Source organism: Alphaproteobacteria bacterium (assembly GCA_015062495.1).
Taxonomy (GTDB): Bacteria; Pseudomonadota; Alphaproteobacteria; order Rs-D84; family Rs-D84; genus Enterousia.
In genome coordinates, this window is the sequence record SUUN01000002.1 from 304,605 (window position 1) to 320,748 (window position 16,144).

Genomic DNA, 16,144 nt, shown 5'->3' on the forward strand with positions numbered 1-16,144 from the left:
TGATTTCCTTTCCTTAATATTGCTGACCATTAATTGCCATACCGAATCTGAACTGGAACGTTGTCGTTCCGACATAGTCTTCTTTAATCGCGTTATCGCGACGATATTCCACCGACAGATAATAACACGGATGGTTATAGAAAAATCCACCTGTATGGCGTTGGAACTGTTCCATTTCGATATTATAAATTGCATTCCACCGCATTGACCATCTGTTTGTCAATTGAATGCCTGCGCCAATAATAGCCTCGTTAATATCGACATTTTCACCCAGTTCTGTATTTAAATGTTGCGACCAAATATGTCCAACGTTTAAAAAGTTGCGTGCTGTCCCAATATTTGCCGATGTTTCAACATGTCGCAGTGCCAATGTATCCTGGTTCAGTCTGAAACGCGACGCCAGGTTCAGCCACTTCATATTATTATAACTGACACGCCCAACATAGTCTGACAACCCTTTGCGAAAACCTGTATCTAAATCTGTATCAGGACGTTTTGTAAAATCATATGATTGCCCCAGGAAAATTTCAACATTGTGTCCGTCATCGTTAAATGCCGCCCACCGCACGCCATAGTCTGCGTATGTTCCATTTTCCCACAAATCTAATCCTGCGAATCGATTGTCTGAAAACAGTGTTGAATCCGTCAAAATCGTCCCCGCCGAATCGTTGTTTAATGCAAATGTTTCCGCATCCATATCACGCATCACAGTTATACGCGCGCGTGGTTCGATTATCTGTGTCCAATTATTTGTTGGCTTAAACAGTGGCAATCCCCATTCCAGATACCCACTGGGTAAAAATCTGTTTTTAAATCCTGAATAAATATCCCCGCCAATCATTTCAGTATTATTGAAATGATAAACATCATATCGTGCAGATACACTGGCGGTTAATCGGTTGCCACCCCACAGTGTCCACGGTGTTGTCAAACGTGCGTCCCCAATCATACGTTGTGCCGATGTTCCATCCCCAGATATCCCCAGAATATCTGCCCCAAACGTTGCGTATGTTTCACCGAACAGTGGTGCGGTCTGATGAACTGCGCGAATATTTGGCAAAATATTTCCATCGGGTGCAGACCAACGACCGGTACTATCACGCAGTTCCTGGAATATATGCGCGTCAGCAACGACATAACTGCTTTGCCCAAACAGTTCAATTTTTGCCCCTGAATCCAAATACGGTTGATCTTCATAGAATCCATATTTCTGCAAATATGTTTTATCAGATGCGCGTTCCAAAAATATTGTTGCCCGCGCATACTCGCCCAGTTCAATTACATCGTCGTTGAATATATGCCAACGACTTTCGCCATCACGGTTGTGTGTAAATGACCCCCTGGTGCGATATTCAGAATGGTCTGCATTTAATCTGTGTTCAATCTGAAACAGCGGGTTTTCCTGGGTCAGGTATGAAAATGTTACCGTCATATCATGTGTGTCAGACAACGATATGTACAGTGGCACATTAATCTGCGTCCCCATTTTGTTTGTGGATTCAAAATCAGGCATTAAAAATCCTGTTTTATACTTCACGCCTGGATCGGGCATTTCAAAGTACGGCCACCATAACACCGGAATATCATATGTGCGCAACACAGGACTGTAAAATTTCAGCATGCGCGATTCCATGTCGTGAATGATTTTATATGTTGAAATTTCCCACGCATCCCCATACGCATCACAATCATCACATGCCGTAAATGTGGCACGACGTGCAATTGTTAAATCCCCCCGCCGTGTTATATTATCAGATTCTACATATACATGATTCCCCAGCCACAGTTTTATATTATCGCCTGATAATTCACCCCCCTGTTGTGTTATATACGAATCCATCAGGGTCATACGTTGTCCCGACTGGTTAACAATTTCAGTATTGCCAACCGTCTTGATTGTATCAGATTTTACATCATATTCGATTTTATCGGCGACAATGGTGCGTGGTTCGTCCATATTAACCGACATCGCGTCGGCCACGGTCGACATAAACATAAATGCAAAACAAGAATAAATCCATTTCTTCATTTTTTTGCCAATATCGCCAAAATTACACCCAAAAATATTACCAGACCGATTGTCAATATCCCAAACCCGGTCAAACTGGCCACCATATTAGACAGCGACATATACAACGCCATCGTCCCTGCCATTGCCCCAACTGCAACCATGGGGGCAAAACTGGCACGGCGTCGCAGTAACGAAGAACGCAACAATATCACCGCACACAGTGCCGCCAGTACTAAATTCATCAGCGGGCTTAAAAAACGGTTGCACATTTCCGTCAGAATGGTTTTGTGTTGTTTTTCTGTTTCTGCATCAAATACAATTTTTATCAAATCGCGGGTTGGGATTCTGCGTACGCGGAACGTGTTGTTTCCACCCCTGTCGTCCAGGTTTAAATCCATATCAAATGTTTCAAATGTTCCTGTTACCATGGTTTCGCCAGATGCCTGTAATGAACCATTTGTCATCACCAATGATAATCCACGCACAGTTGATACCAGTTTTCCTTTTTCTGCAAAAATCATAGACGGCGCATCTGCATCCCGCATATCTGACAGCATAACCTGGGCCAAATCGTGCCCATTAACACGGTCGACATAAACAACCAAACCATCTGAAATTTCTGTAAACGCGCTTTCCTGTAATTTCATATGCGCCATACCGTATTTCAGATTCCATTGCATGTCATAAAACATTGCCTGGGTTCGTGGCACGACCCATACATTCAGCATCAGGTTCAACAGCATCAGCACCATTCCCAACACCAATGCCGGTCGTGCAATTTGTTTTGGTGACATACCGGTTGCCGCCATAACGGTAACTTCGTTATCTGCAATCATTTTGTTGTACACAAATATAACCGCGATAAAGCAAACAAACGGCACAATAATCGATGCGATAAATGGTATCATCAACGCCGTCAGGCCTAAAAAACTGCCCACATCAATACCGTATTTCAGCAAGAATTTCATCATGGACATAATCTGCATCATCCATGCCAATCCTGTTAAAATCAGCAACAGCATAATGAAAATTGCAATCAGTTGTCGCAAAAAATACCGGTTTAAAATCTTCATGATTGTCAGTATAAATCATAAATTCCCAGTTTTCAAGGCATAGATACGTTGCTTTACTCGTATCGTAAACTGTCAATTGGGTTTAATTTTGCGGCCTTCATTGCGGGCATAACACCCGACGACAATCCGACAATAACTGCGACCGACACAGATAATACAACCGGCCAAATACTGAATGGCACATTATACCCCAGTATAAAACGTCCGACCCCCTGGCTTAATCCCACACCGATAACCAAACCAATCATAGAACCAATAAACGAAATCAGAACAGATTCAGATAAAAACTGAATGATAATCATACGTTCGCGCGCGCCGATTGCCTTGCGAATGCCGATTTCACGTGTGCGTTCTGCAACCGATACCAACATCATATTCATAATACCAATTGCCCCAACCAACAGTGACACCGCCGCAATCGCAATCAGCAACAATTTCATATAGCCTGTAACGGTTGTCATTGTTTCCATAATCTGTTTCATATCCATGATTTGAAAGTCATCAACCACATCGTCTTTCAATCTGTGTCTTTGTCGCAACAGGGCGGTCATCTGTTCAATTGCCATATTATTGTCAGAATCCGCAAACAATTTCAGTGCAATCATATTAACCGAATTTGGGAATCTTGAACCCTGGACACGTTTTTTCAGTGTGGTGATTGGTACGATAATCATATCGTCCTGGCTGCCCATCGCAGAATCACCTTTGGCGCGTGTGACGCCAATAACAACGAACGGTGTATTTTGAACACGAATAACTTCGCCAACAGGGTTTTCTGGCAATCCTAATTCTTCGGCGGTTTCTGGCCCAATAACGGCATACGTTGATGCATTACGAACGGCCGACATGTCAAAGAATGTTCCATGTTCCATTTCTATGTTTTGAACGATTGTATAGTCCGGGTACACCCCCATCATAGATGTGCCCCAGTTTTTGTTTCCATAAATAACCTGGGCCGAACCTGGCTGTACCGGTGATATTGCCATAACATCTGGCAATTTTGCGATAAATTCTGCGTCTTGGATGGTCAGCGTCTGCCGGTTTCCAGTTCGTACACCTGCGCTTTGTGCCGCGCCTGCACGAATCATAATTGTATTTGTCCCCAGCGATGAAAACTGGTCTGTAATTTCCTTTTGCACTGTTTCGCCGACTGCCACCATAATTACCACCGCCATAACACCGATGATAATCCCCAACACCGTCAGAAACGACCGAATTTTATTTCCACTGATGGACAGCCACGATTCTTTTAAAATATCATTAATGGTCATAATTGTGCCCCATATATTTATAAATTATTATCATTTTTCGGGACTGGCCCGTCATAGTTTATTTTTCCATCACGAATATGAATCAGCCGGTCGGCATATTTTGCAATATCAAATTCATGCGTAATCATTACAATTGTGATACCTAAATCTTTGTTCAGTTCTTTAAAGAATTGCAAGATTTCATTTCCCATTTTACTGTCCAACGCCCCTGTCGGTTCGTCCGCCAGAATTAACTTTGGTTCGCCTGCCAACGCACGTGCAATTGCGACCCTTTGCTTCATTCCGCCTGATAATTGCGTTGGCAGATAAGATTCAAAATTTTCTAATCCCACGCGTCTCAGCATTTCGCGCGCCCGACGCACGCGTTCGTCCATTGGCAATCCGCGGTACATCAGTGGCAACATCACATTGTCCAGCACACTGCGTTTTGGCAACAAATTAAACTGTTGAAATACAAACCCGATATGTTCGTTTCGCACGGTCGCCAATTCGTCCGGTGTTAATCCTGTCACATCGCGCCCATATAATTCATAGACCCCCGATGACGGTGTGTCCAACGCGCCAATTATGTTCATGCATGTTGATTTGCCCGACCCCGACGGTCCCATAATTGCGACAAATTCACCACTTTTAACCGTAAAGTTTATATCGAACAAAACCTGTTGTTCGCCCCCCAGTTCCAGTGGGAAACTTTTATTAATATTTTTCAGCGAAATAATCGCATCTTGTGCGGATTTTTTTCTCATATTCTCTCTCGCTTGCGGTTCTATATGTGTGTTATAACAAACATGCCAGTGTTGCACTGGTGTTTTTCAGCATAAACCACCCAATACGATAATCGGTCGCATACACTGTTAACATAAACAAAGCCAGCACCCCAATAACCAACAAAACATTACCGCGTTTTCCGCGCATACAGTACAACGATATATTGTAAAACAAGAACAACACATAAATATCGACCAACATACTAATAACCCAAATTGATGTGCAATTAAACGCCATTGCATTCAATACCAATATCACAGGGTAAATAAAGAATACCGACGCCAGGCCCTTAATCGCAATTTCCCAGTCGCGTTCACCGCCTGTGATTTCTGACACCAGCATCATCAGCCCCCCCATCACAAACAGCAATGCCACCGCCAATACTGGCACGATAATAATCGCCGTAAATATTGCACCAATTGTAATTGTTGCGCCCCCCAACAGACGGATTAACAAAACCAAACATCCACCCAACAGCCCATACAGAAACGCTTTTAGCATCGCTTCTTCCATATTACCGTCGGCGACAATTTTCGTGAAATAGCGTTTTGGATTAACAATTAAATTACGAATACGTTTAAACGCGTTTTTAAATTTCTTTTTCATATTTACGCCCCCATTTGATTATTTATATTTTTGCTTTATAATTACAAAAAATCAACGGAAAAAAACAATGTTAAAGATAACCATAGCGGGCCGCCCAAACACGGGCAAATCGACACTTTTTAATGCACTGACTGGAACGCGTGATGCGCTGGTACACGACCGTCCGGGTGTTACGCGTGACACAATTTCGGGCGTTTTTCGCGACCGTCCATACACGCTGTATGACACGGCGGGCCTGGAACGCGCGAATTCTGGTATTGCGCTGGATTCGACCAACATGGCAATTGATGCGGTGGCAACATCAGACGCGGTTTTGTTTGTAGTTGATGGTCGCGTGGGGCTGACTAACGAAGACTTGGATTGGGCCAAACTGGTGCGTCGCAAAACACGTGCGCCGGTACTGTTGCTTGTGAACAAAAGCGAATCGGAAAAGCGTCTGAACAATATCCACGATTTCTATAAACTGGGGTTTGGTGAACCTGTTTTGGTGTCGGCCGAACATAAACGCGGGTTCGAAGATATTTATGCATTCTTGGATAAAATTGCGGGTTCTGCGGCGGACGCCCCTGTGCCTGAAAAACAATCTGATAACCGCATTAAAATTGCTATTCTGGGGCAACCCAATGTTGGTAAATCGACTTTTGTAAATCGTGTACTGGGGGAACGGCGACAAATCGTAATGGATGCACCCGGAATTACACGCGATACAGTAAAAATCCCAACAAAATTCTATGGTCGTGATATTGTGTTAATGGATACTGCCGGCCTACGTCGCAAGGCGGGCGTCACCGACGATGTCGAAACGCTGTCTGCGTTAAAATCCCTGGATGCGATTGACAAAGCAGACGTTGTAATCCTGATGGTTGACGCCACGCGCAATATTGAAAACCAGGCCCTGGGGATTGCGGCGCGTGTTTATAATGCGGGTAAAATTTTATGTGTTGCCCTGAACAAATGGGATTTGGTTGAACCTGAAATCCGTGATGAAAAATTGCTGAAATTAAAGCATCAGTTTTCAAATTCATTTCACCAGATTATCAAGCCCATGATTCTGGCGGTGTCGGCTGAAACTGGCACGGGGGTCCAGAATATGTTCCGCCGTATTTATGAACAGTGGGATATTTCATCGGCCCAGGCCCCAACCAGCCTGGTAAACCGCATCGTTGAAAAACTGGTCGCCGACCGCCAGCCACCCTTGTCGCGCCTGAAACGTCCGATGAAAATCAAATTTGCCCGTCAAACCGGTCGTCATCCAATGCGTATTACAATCAATGTTGGTGGTGCGTCGGATATCCCCGAATCCTATACGCGGTATTTGCGCCGTGGCATTGCAACCGCGTTGCATTGGGAACATCTGCCAATTGTGATTGAATACGAAAAATCCGACAATCCATACGATTAAGCAAACCGCCACGTGGCGGTTTTTTTGTATGTTAAAAACTGTAATTTATACCCAGCCCCAGAAAATTAAATCCGCGGTTCAGGTTAGTAAAATCGCCGTTTGAAAAGTGTTGGGTAAAAAACTCGGCACGAATACGTTCGCCAATGTTTTTGCCGATGAACACGCGTTCCCCGAATACCAGTCTGCTTTCCACGTATTTATCGCCACTGTCGCGCATGTATGGGCCAATTCCCACACCAAAATACCACCCGCAAATTGATGCCAGTGCTAAATCCCACGATATTCCAATTGCGCCAAACGATGCGCCGTCATTGTGCCTGTATGCAAAATTTTGCAGCAGGTGAACATTTATTCGTCCCGGCAAACGCAGGAAATTAATCGGCTGGCTGTATTGAACCATTGCAATTGTCATAGGATTAAATTCCCAATCCCATGGCCACACCAAATGCCCTAAATCGCCGTGTCCTGTGCTTTGGCCTATGTAAACGCCTATGCTGTTGCGTGTGCCGTTTTCAAACATAGGGTTTGCAATTGTCGCACATGGAATCAAAATTAAGCCAAGAATCAGTACAGATTTCATACAAAAAATTATGCCACACGTCGGCCATAATATCCATTTGATAAAAATCTTAAAATATGGCGTGAAATGCGCGACTAAACTATTTACAGACCCAAAAAAAATTGTTATAATCGAAATAAACATACATGCATTATGCGTGGTGTTTATGTACAGAAAGGTTGGGTTTCTGGGACATCCAGAACACAAGGAGAGTTTTTATGAAAAGTCAAACAGTTGCAAATTCCGTCAAGAATGCGGTCAGTACGGTCTTTTTATTGGCCGGTGCATTTTTTGTATGTTCTACGATGTTGTCAATTCGTTCGGTTTTTGCAGATCCAATTGCGCCAATGGATACGGTATATTCTGGTCAATCTGGACGTGCGACCAACGCGCGTTCGGGGCGTGCCAGTCCACGTGGCAATGCAACCGCGTCACGTACAACGGTTGCGCGCACTGCAAATCCGCGCAGTACGGTGCAATCCCGTGCGGTCGCATCACGCACAACTGCAAATCGCGCAAATGGGGTTGCGTCACGCAATGTTGTGTCACGTCAAACGGCGGCGACAACCCGTGCAAATGCCCGTAATACCCGTACGGTTCGTGCGCGTACCGCGACAACAGATGCTGTAAATAATTCACGCGTATCATTACAGGGCAGTGCAATCCGCGGTTCAAAAACAACCACATCAACCGCATATTCATATTTGAACAGCAAACTGTACACGGGTAACTATTCGAATATTATCGATTCAACGACTGGTTTGATTTCATCGGACGCATTTAACAATTGTATGGAATCATACTATACCTGTATGGATGAAATTTGTACGGCGCGTAATGCGGCCCAACGTCGCTGTGCCTGCGCTGGCCGTGTCAAAGCATTTGCCGAAGCGGAAACCGCCCTGGAAACCGCGAACGAAGAATTGATTAAGGTTTCGGGTGAATTGGCACTGTTAATCGCGAACAAGGGCAAAGATGTATCCGAAGCGTTTCAGTTAACCGACGCCGAAAAGGTTATGAATTGTGTTTCATGGCGCGATGCCAGCAAGTATGGCACCGCCACCGATACAGAATTTGGTGACTGGTGTGCAAAACATGGTATTTACGACGGAAAATGTGGTCCAAAGACAGCCCCAAGTTATTGCACGCCCGGTGGCGAAGGTAATACATTTGGTTTTGATATACAAAATCTGGATGGCACTGGTTCTGACATCCTGGCATCCCTGCAGGCATGGGCCGATGCCAAGGAACAGACCATAACAATCCTTGACGACGACGAAGATGGTCTGTTGGGTGCGTTTAACAATCTGTCATCTGTGGTCAGTGGTCTGGGTGGCTTTGGTGGCGCATTGGATTCCGCCGAAACGCAAAAGGGCAGCCTGGCTGAAACATGGGGTTATGAATTGTTTGAATATGCACACAATAATGTTTGTGCGCGTGTTCTGGATTCGTGCTTTAACGGCATTTACGAGGCGTGCGGCACCCCACCATCTGGCACAAAATGTTCCAACGGCGCGGGCCAATGTCCATATAATTACAACAGTGTTATTTCTGTAAACAATTCTGGCACATACGAATTGAATTTTGTCAAGGCCAACAGCGGATATTCCGCATCAAATTCTGCGACATGCTTTGGCTATACCTCTACATCTGGTGATCCGTATTCAAATCTGCGTGGTCCGGTTGCGGATGCGCGTCGCAGTATTATGCAGAAATACGCCCTGGATGCGAACGCAGACTGTGACGCCTATGGTGAACAGTTGCGCACCACGGCCCAAAACATTGGCTATCAAAAGGTTGCCGCCCAACAGGCCCTGCAACAAAAACGTCTGGAATTTGCGAACGAAGAACGCGAAACCATCTTGGCGAATGCAATCCAGGCCAGCACAAACTTTGACGCGTGTATCAGCGAACTGTACGAATGTTATGATGCGCAATTGAATACACATGGCCCTGGCAAGAATTCTGTATGGACGGCATCGCGTATCCGCACATATTGTTCCCAGGTTGCCAACGTACCATCGTGCTACGAAGAAATGGTATGTAATCCATCTACATCCCAGTTCAAGGCGGTTATCGACAAAGCGGACAGCACAGAATGTGTCAATACCCAGGATTACACCACAAACACATGTCGCAACATTGTGACATTGAACGAAATCCTGAATGGTACGGGTGCAACTGTGGAAGCGAACTTTGATGCACGTACCAGCACCAATTCCGCGGCCATCCGTGAACAATGCTTGCAAGAAGCGATTGGTACAGACGATTCTGGCAATGTTGCAATCCGCACCTGGCTGGAAACCGAGTGGAAGAGTATGCAATCATCTGCAAACGAATAAAAAATCCCCCGTTCGGGGGATTTTTTACTTATGCACAACCGGTATCCACGAACCTGTGTCCAGGTTTTGTAATTCCGCCGGTAAATCGGCAACATTGTTGCCATCATTGTGAATAAAATTTTCATATTCATATCTATAATCTCCGTACAGTTATACATATATGGACATCGGCAATTTAATCAAAAAATACATAAAAATCAATTCGTCTCAATGCAGTGTTGACAAATGGCATGTTTGTGATAATGTGTTGTACAAGGTACATACAATGAAAACAAATGCATATATTTCGCCAAATCTGTTGCAGCGTATTCGCAATGCCATCAGCAACAACTGGGTATCGTCTTATATTGACCCGACGGGCCAGATGCGCGAATACAGTGTTGCTATGCCAGATGGGCGCTATTTAACCCTGACATCTGATGTAATAGATAATGAATATGAGTATGTGATAAGCATCGACGAAGAAGAAATATGTTATTTTACAATTTCTGTGGCGAATAAAGTTTTGTCGCCACATACGGAACAGGTTTTAAATTTGTTCAATCAATGTTCTGCCAAGGTAATATGGCAGGAAATAAACCGTGCTTTAAAATTACCCGCCTTGGGTCAGAAATATAAGTCTTATTCCTAAATCGCGCGCACAACGCGACAAAATGTAACACCATAAACGGCCGTCGCGCCCGCGCGGATTAACACGCGACGCATTTCTGAAAATGTTGCGCCACTGGTCATAACGTCATCAACCAATAAAATCTTTTTGCCACGGATTTTGTCTGGTTGCACCACAGAAAACACACCACGAATATTTTCTGCACGTTCGCGTGCATTCTTGTGTCCCATGTCGTCGCGATATTTGCGTCGTACTGAATCCAAATCCATCTTTAACCCATATGCATGTGCGATTGGCCGTGCCAGTAATGTCGCCTGGTTATACCCACGCTTGAACAGACGGCGACGCGCCAGTGGCACAGGCATAATTATATCTGCGTCCATATCAATATCGCGCAATGCCCAAATCATGGCGCGTGACATAAATCGCGCATATTGTATTTTGCCTGCATGTTTGAATGGCAGCATTGCCACCTTGGATGCGTTATCATATACACATGCCGAACGTATCCAATCCAGTTCAGATTTTCCCGCTGCGCATACCGGGCACAGTGGCATGCCGCCCAGATCTAAATCGGCCGGAAACGGATATCCGCATCGTGCGCATTTTGGATTGTCAATCCAGTTTATTGACGTCCAACATGTCGCACACAGTTCGCCATGTGTTGATACCGGCGTATCACATAATGGACACGCCGGCGGAAACAGAAACTCTAATATTTTATTGATAATTTTTACCACGACATACTTTTATATGTTTTGCTGCCAACTGTGTCGCCAAATATATCGCGCTTTTGCTGGGTCAGCGTTTCATATTGATCGCTGGAAATAATACGCAGAACAAATCCAGACTCATCGCGATTTGATAAAACTGGAACGATTCTTTGCTGTGACACACCATTATCTGTCAAAACCTGTTCGACAATTGCCAATCTGCGTGCCGCCAGTTTACGTCCATCCTTGGTCTTGGTCATGTGTTCTGGAATCGCCAATTGAATTGCACGTGTTGGCTTGCTGACAACAATGCCGGCGTATTCGGTCAACAGATTATAGTTTTCACGTGACAATGCCGAATCTTCGTTACGGAATTTGATTTTGATTTCCAGTGGGCGAATGCCACCACCTTCGGAAATGTCGCGCTGGGCGGTGAATCCTTCGATGGACGACGACATATCGCTGGCCACGTCAAAACGGTCATCGACTGCGTATGTCGACAAATGTTTGTTTTCCGACAGGAATGTTTTCCTGAACGCCTGGCGCAGTTGCGCGGGGGTCATTTTTGTCATATCATCGCGCACCGCAACGATTCGTGGCGAAGTATTCTTTTCCACACTACGTACAACCACGTCATCAGTCATCGGAACAACCATACGGCGCAGTGATACATTTTCGGGTTTGATTGATGGCTCTGCCTTTGCGATTTGTACCGGTTGGGTTGTTTTTGTTTCTGCAATCGGTGCGGCAATAACACGGTTTGACACATTGCGTACACTGTCATCGGCGCGTTTTTGTAATTCGTTCAGCCTTGCAATCTGGTTGTCAATTTGTGCCATCGGTTCGGCGACGGGTTTGAATTCTGTTTTTGTTTCCGCCACCGCAATTTTTTTATCAATGCTTTCTTCGGGTAATAAACTGTCGGAACGGATTACAGAAAATTCACTTGCCATTGGCATACGCAACGCAAATTCATTTGATGTTACGCCATCGCTTTTTGCCCACAGGTCATTGCTGGGCCGCCGTGGCATCAGTACATCATTTGCAGCGACCAATTGTTCGCCCATATCAACCGACGTTTGTTTTTTCGCAGTACGTGCAACAACGGTTTTTTTGCGTGTTGATGCAGCCTGTTTTTTTGTTGGTTTTGCAACGTCTTCGCCAAACGCATCCCGCGCAGAAACCGCACCCGACGCGATGTTCACAACCGGTAACCGCGCAGACGCCACAGCGGGCAATATAACAAACATTGACAATACACTGATTGTAAAATGACGCATGATTTCCTTTCCTTCCGTTTCAATCATAGAACAAATGCCGAATCGCACGCAAGTGGAAAATATTGTTTTAACGACAATACCTTGCATAAAAACAAATGATTGTTTATAATCGACGACGAATAACAAAATAAAGGGTAAATTTATATGCTGAAAAAAACAGAAGTTGTTTTATTTGATTTTGATGGAACTTTATCTGGTCTGGATTCCAACGTTGCTTTTGCGCGCTATTGTTTTCGTCGCAGTATTCGTCCATGGTTATTTTTGCCATTGATGGGGATTTGTGGGATTGCGCGTTGGGTACGCCCAGACGGTGTTTGGTGGCGTGAAAACATCCGCCGTTTTATGACGCCACAAATGGTGAAAAAATTTGCCCCCGGATTTATTAAACAGCATAAACGTGAACGCTTTGGTTGGGCCAAGGAACGCGTCCAGGCCGAACGTGATGCCGGCCGCAAAGTATTAATGATTTCGGCCAGTCCTGATTACCTGTTGCCACCACTGGTGCGCGATATGAAATTTGACGCGGTATTTTGTTCCAAGATGGATAAAAAGAAACCATGGAAATATGATTTTTTGTGCTGGGGTAAAAACAAGGTTTTGGCCATGGATGAATGGGCGCGTGAAAACAAAATTATTCCGCATGTTGTTCGTGCATATTCAGACAGCAAATCCGACATGCCGATGATGGAAATCGCAGACGAGCAGGTTTGGATTGATAAAAAAACAGGCATGCGAAAATAAACCCAATGAATTTTTTATACACCAGTGTTAAGGTGTTTCCATGATGATAATGGAAACACTTTTTGATTTAATCAGTGCATCTGCCGGCGCGATATGTGGTGCGGTATTTGCGTTTTTTCTAAATCGCAAACGCAACCAGAAAATGGCAACCCAACTGGTCGTCAGTCGTCAATCATTGGATAAAATAAAATTGGAAAACCAACAACTGTTGCAACGTATCCAGGACAAAGAAAATTTAATTTTGCAAATGCAAATGGAAATTCTGGGGAAAAAAGATAGCCCAAAACGCAAATCAAAAACATCCAAAACTAAATAATTGCAAAGCGTGTCATTTTATCTTAGAATTTACCTGTTATGAAATTCAAGAAATTTTTGCGTATATTATTAAACATTTTCTTTTGGGCATTTGTCGCGGGTATCGCGTCATTGGCCGTGCTGATACTAATATACGGCAATGATTTACCTGATTATAAAAAACTGGCAACGTATGCCCCACCGGTTGCAACACGCCTGTATGCGTCTGATGGTTCGCTGTTACAGGAATACGCCGAAGAACGTCGCGTATTCATTGATTATGCAGATATGCCACCAATGCTGGTCAATGCCTTTATCGCTGCCGAAGATCAAAATTTCTGGACGCACCCCGGTATTGATGTCCAGGGTATCGTCCGTGCATTGGCAAACAATGCATTGCGTGCGATGGGGCGTGACACAACATTGTCTGGTGCGTCAACAATTACACAACAGGTTGCCAAGAATTTCTTTCTTACATCCGAACGCACCATATCGCGTAAAATCAAAGAGGCTATACTTGCCCTGCGCCTGGAACGCAGTTTTTCCAAACAGCATATCTTAACGCTTTACATGAACCAGATATTCTTGGGCGCACGCGCATACGGTGTTGGTTCGGCGGCATTGATGTATTTTAATAAACCTGTATCTGAATTAACATTGGCGGAATGTGCGTTTTTGGCATCCCTGCCCAAGGCACCAAATAATCGCACCCGTGCGGTTGAACGTCGCAATTATGTTCTGCGTCGCATGGTCGAAGAAGGATTTGTTTCCCAATCCGAAGCGGCCGCCGCCGCTGCCGAAGAATTAAATATCAACAGTGGATTTACCGCCCAGATGGAAGCGGACTTTCAGTACTTTGCCGAAGATGTCCGCCGTCAATTGCTGGGCACGTTGGGGCGTGAAACGTTGTATAACCAGGGTTTATATATAAAAACAACAATTGTGCCCGAATTGCAACGCGCCGCCGCCGCCGCATTGAACAAAGAACTTGATGCGTATAACACAGGTCGTGACGAAAAATTACAGGGTGCAATAATTGCAATGAATCCGCACACGGGGCGCATTGTTGCAATGACGGGCGGGCGTTCATTTAGCGAAAGTTCATTCAACCGTGCAACCCAGGCATATCGTCAAATTGGTTCGACTATAAAACCATTTGTGTATTTGGCGGCATTGGAACGTGGTTACACCCCCCAGACAATGATACTGGATGCGCCGATTGTTGGCTGGCGCGAAGACGACACGTTGTGGAAACCTGAAAATTACGATAAGAAATTCCTGGGCGATGTGCCGCTGCGCCTGTCGTTGGAAACGTCACGCAATGTTCCAACCGTGCGATTGGTTGAACAAATTGGCACAAAAAATGCGATTGAGGCTGCACAACGTTTTGGTGTCTATCCACCTGATATGAAAAATATAAACCTGTCCATGGCATTGGGGTCGGGTGAAACGACATTGGAAAAATTGGTGCTGGGGTATTCTGCATTTATCAACGGTGGCCGTGTAATAAAGCCCAAACTGGTGGATTATATCGAAGACAGATATGGTCGTCTGATTGATGGTACGCCAACCGAAATTGTTGAATGGTCGTCTGAGTTATTGCCACCAACGGTTGTGTCTGACACAGAACCATTGTCTGACCCACAAAGTCTGTATCAAATGGTATCCATACTGCAAGGTGCGGTTGAACGCGGCACAGGTAAACAGGCACGCGTACCCGGTCACACAATCGCGGGCAAAACTGGCACATCCAACGATGTCAAAGATGTGTGGTTTATTGGTTTTTCAAAAAATTTAATTGCGGGTGTGTACTTGGGATTTGATACGCCACGGCCATTGGGGCGCGGTGCAGGTTCACACATGGCGGCGCGTGTTTTTGCGGACTTTATGCGTGTTGCCTTGGCCAATGAAAAGAACCAGCCTTTTCCCGTCCCTGACGGCATGACGTTTATGCGCGTAAATCGTCGCAGTGGCGCGGCCGCCACCGCCGACCCCGACGGCATGATTATTCAAGAAGTGTTCAAACCCGGTCAATCGCCAAACCCCGCGCCACGCAAAACATCGGCAAAATCCAACGCGGTTGTTGGTGGCGTTTTCTAAGACAAAGTAAAAAAAAGAGGAAGGTATGAAGAAAATAATCTTGTCAATTATATTAGCGGTATCTCTGTGTGCGTGTGGTGATAAAAATTCCGATATTCGCTGTGGCGATTATAGTATTTCTAGTATGGTATTTGATGCAGATGGTGCGGTATTGCGTGCGGTTGTGAATGATGTGCCGGTTGATTTGAATCTGGTGGTGTCGGCATCCGGTGCGAAATACGATGGTGTCTTGGGTTCGCATAATATTGTTTTGTGGCATCACAGCAACACTTGGACAATGTTTGTTGACGATGGCGTTGGCATAGAATGTAAGTAATTCCTACAATAACATTTGTTTATCCAATCTTTTGTGATAGAATATTGGCATAAGGAAA

General features: G+C 44.9%; 15 protein-coding genes. 7 read left to right on the forward strand and 8 right to left on the reverse strand.

Translation table 11 applies throughout. The features are described 5' to 3' along the window. Positions 1-13: 13 nt before the first annotated feature. Genes E7008_04085 through E7008_04105 form a run of 5 tightly spaced genes read right to left on the reverse strand, consistent with a single transcriptional unit; the run spans position 14 to position 5,729 of the window. Positions 14-2,029: an LPS-assembly protein LptD gene (locus E7008_04085; protein ID MBE6457092.1), complete on the reverse strand. Its 2,016-nt coding sequence runs from the start codon at positions 2,027-2,029 to the stop codon at positions 14-16. Next, complete coding sequence (locus E7008_04090) at positions 2,026-3,084, reverse strand: YjgP/YjgQ family permease (GenBank protein MBE6457093.1); 1,059 nt, start codon at positions 3,082-3,084, stop codon at positions 2,026-2,028. Before E7008_04090 ends, E7008_04085 begins: the two co-directional genes overlap by 4 nt. A 53-nt stretch (positions 3,085-3,137) precedes the next feature. Next, positions 3,138-4,355, reverse strand: coding sequence for an FtsX-like permease family protein (locus tag E7008_04095; GenBank protein MBE6457094.1), 1,218 nt, complete (start codon positions 4,353-4,355; stop codon positions 3,138-3,140). A gap of 17 nt (positions 4,356-4,372) precedes the next feature. Beyond that, the gene (locus E7008_04100; GenBank protein ID MBE6457095.1) at positions 4,373-5,101 is read right to left on the reverse strand and encodes an ABC transporter ATP-binding protein; all 729 of its coding nucleotides are present in this window, start codon (positions 5,099-5,101) and stop codon (positions 4,373-4,375) included. 31 nt (positions 5,102-5,132) lie between these two features. After that, positions 5,133-5,729: a hypothetical protein gene (locus E7008_04105; protein MBE6457096.1), complete on the reverse strand. Its 597-nt coding sequence runs from the start codon at positions 5,727-5,729 to the stop codon at positions 5,133-5,135. A gap of 67 nt (positions 5,730-5,796) precedes the next feature. Here E7008_04105 and der point away from each other — a divergent pair, with 67 nt between their 5' ends. Continuing rightward, positions 5,797-7,131 (forward strand): ribosome biogenesis GTPase Der, encoded by a 1,335-nt coding sequence (gene der, locus E7008_04110; GenBank protein MBE6457097.1) that lies wholly within the window; start codon positions 5,797-5,799, stop codon positions 7,129-7,131. A gap of 31 nt (positions 7,132-7,162) precedes the next feature. On the opposite strand, the gene E7008_04115 is transcribed toward der, so the two are convergent. Next, positions 7,163-7,834: an acyloxyacyl hydrolase gene (locus E7008_04115; GenBank protein ID MBE6457098.1), complete on the reverse strand. Its 672-nt coding sequence runs from the start codon at positions 7,832-7,834 to the stop codon at positions 7,163-7,165. Between the two features lie 74 nt (positions 7,835-7,908). On the opposite strand from E7008_04115, the gene E7008_04120 reads away from it, so the two are divergent. Both E7008_04120 and E7008_04125 read left to right on the forward strand, forming a co-directional pair. Continuing rightward, entirely contained in the window at positions 7,909-10,032 is a 2,124-nt protein-coding gene (locus tag E7008_04120) for a hypothetical protein (protein ID MBE6457099.1), read from the forward strand. A 265-nt stretch (positions 10,033-10,297) separates the two neighbouring features. Then, the gene (locus E7008_04125; protein ID MBE6457100.1) at positions 10,298-10,663 is read left to right on the forward strand and encodes a hypothetical protein; all 366 of its coding nucleotides are present in this window, start codon (positions 10,298-10,300) and stop codon (positions 10,661-10,663) included. On the opposite strand, the gene E7008_04130 is transcribed toward E7008_04125, so the two are convergent. Both E7008_04130 and E7008_04135 read right to left on the reverse strand, forming a co-directional pair. Next, a complete protein-coding gene (locus E7008_04130) occupies positions 10,660-11,382 on the reverse strand; it encodes a ComF family protein (protein MBE6457101.1) in 723 nt (240 codons plus the stop codon). The two genes, E7008_04125 and E7008_04130, sit on opposite strands and share 4 nt — an antisense overlap. After that, the gene (locus E7008_04135; protein ID MBE6457102.1) at positions 11,376-12,635 is read right to left on the reverse strand and encodes a hypothetical protein; all 1,260 of its coding nucleotides are present in this window, start codon (positions 12,633-12,635) and stop codon (positions 11,376-11,378) included. The genes E7008_04130 and E7008_04135 overlap by 7 nt, the downstream gene beginning before the upstream one ends. A 144-nt stretch (positions 12,636-12,779) precedes the next feature. On the opposite strand from E7008_04135, the gene E7008_04140 reads away from it, so the two are divergent. The 4 genes from E7008_04140 to E7008_04155 are packed head-to-tail and all read left to right on the forward strand — an operon-like array spanning position 12,780 to position 16,086. Then, positions 12,780-13,376 (forward strand): hypothetical protein, encoded by a 597-nt coding sequence (locus tag E7008_04140; protein MBE6457103.1) that lies wholly within the window; start codon positions 12,780-12,782, stop codon positions 13,374-13,376. 40 nt (positions 13,377-13,416) lie between these two features. Next, complete coding sequence (locus tag E7008_04145) at positions 13,417-13,692, forward strand: hypothetical protein (protein MBE6457104.1); 276 nt, start codon at positions 13,417-13,419, stop codon at positions 13,690-13,692. 38 nt (positions 13,693-13,730) lie between these two features. After that, on the forward strand, positions 13,731-15,770 hold the full coding sequence (locus tag E7008_04150; protein MBE6457105.1) for a PBP1A family penicillin-binding protein: 2,040 nt from the start codon (positions 13,731-13,733) through the stop codon (positions 15,768-15,770). A 25-nt stretch (positions 15,771-15,795) separates the two neighbouring features. After that, positions 15,796-16,086: a hypothetical protein gene (locus tag E7008_04155; GenBank protein ID MBE6457106.1), complete on the forward strand. Its 291-nt coding sequence runs from the start codon at positions 15,796-15,798 to the stop codon at positions 16,084-16,086. The last annotated feature ends 58 nt before the right edge of the window (positions 16,087-16,144 follow it).

Bases quoted from the DNA above. Each gene is read 5' to 3' on its own strand.
- E7008_04150 (MBE6457105.1), top strand. From the start codon at position 13,731: ATGAAATTCAAGAAATTTTTGCGTATATTATTAAACATTTTCTTTTGG.
- E7008_04100 (MBE6457095.1), bottom strand. From the start codon at position 5,101: ATGAGAAAAAAATCCGCACAAGATGCGATTATTTCGCTGAAAAATATT.
- E7008_04135 (MBE6457102.1), bottom strand. From the start codon at position 12,635: ATGCGTCATTTTACAATCAGTGTATTGTCAATGTTTGTTATATTGCCC.
- E7008_04145 (MBE6457104.1), top strand. From the start codon at position 13,417: ATGATGATAATGGAAACACTTTTTGATTTAATCAGTGCATCTGCCGGC.
- E7008_04090 (MBE6457093.1), bottom strand. From the start codon at position 3,084: ATGAAGATTTTAAACCGGTATTTTTTGCGACAACTGATTGCAATTTTC.
- E7008_04085 (MBE6457092.1), bottom strand. From the start codon at position 2,029: ATGAAGAAATGGATTTATTCTTGTTTTGCATTTATGTTTATGTCGACC.
- E7008_04105 (MBE6457096.1), bottom strand. From the start codon at position 5,729: ATGAAAAAGAAATTTAAAAACGCGTTTAAACGTATTCGTAATTTAATT.
- E7008_04115 (MBE6457098.1), bottom strand. From the start codon at position 7,834: ATGTTTATTTCGATTATAACAATTTTTTTTGGGTCTGTAAATAGTTTA.
- E7008_04125 (MBE6457100.1), top strand. From the start codon at position 10,298: ATGAAAACAAATGCATATATTTCGCCAAATCTGTTGCAGCGTATTCGC.
- E7008_04095 (MBE6457094.1), bottom strand. From the start codon at position 4,355: ATGACCATTAATGATATTTTAAAAGAATCGTGGCTGTCCATCAGTGGA.
- E7008_04120 (MBE6457099.1), top strand. From the start codon at position 7,909: ATGAAAAGTCAAACAGTTGCAAATTCCGTCAAGAATGCGGTCAGTACG.
- der (MBE6457097.1), top strand. From the start codon at position 5,797: ATGTTAAAGATAACCATAGCGGGCCGCCCAAACACGGGCAAATCGACA.
- E7008_04140 (MBE6457103.1), top strand. From the start codon at position 12,780: ATGCTGAAAAAAACAGAAGTTGTTTTATTTGATTTTGATGGAACTTTA.
- E7008_04155 (MBE6457106.1), top strand. From the start codon at position 15,796: ATGAAGAAAATAATCTTGTCAATTATATTAGCGGTATCTCTGTGTGCG.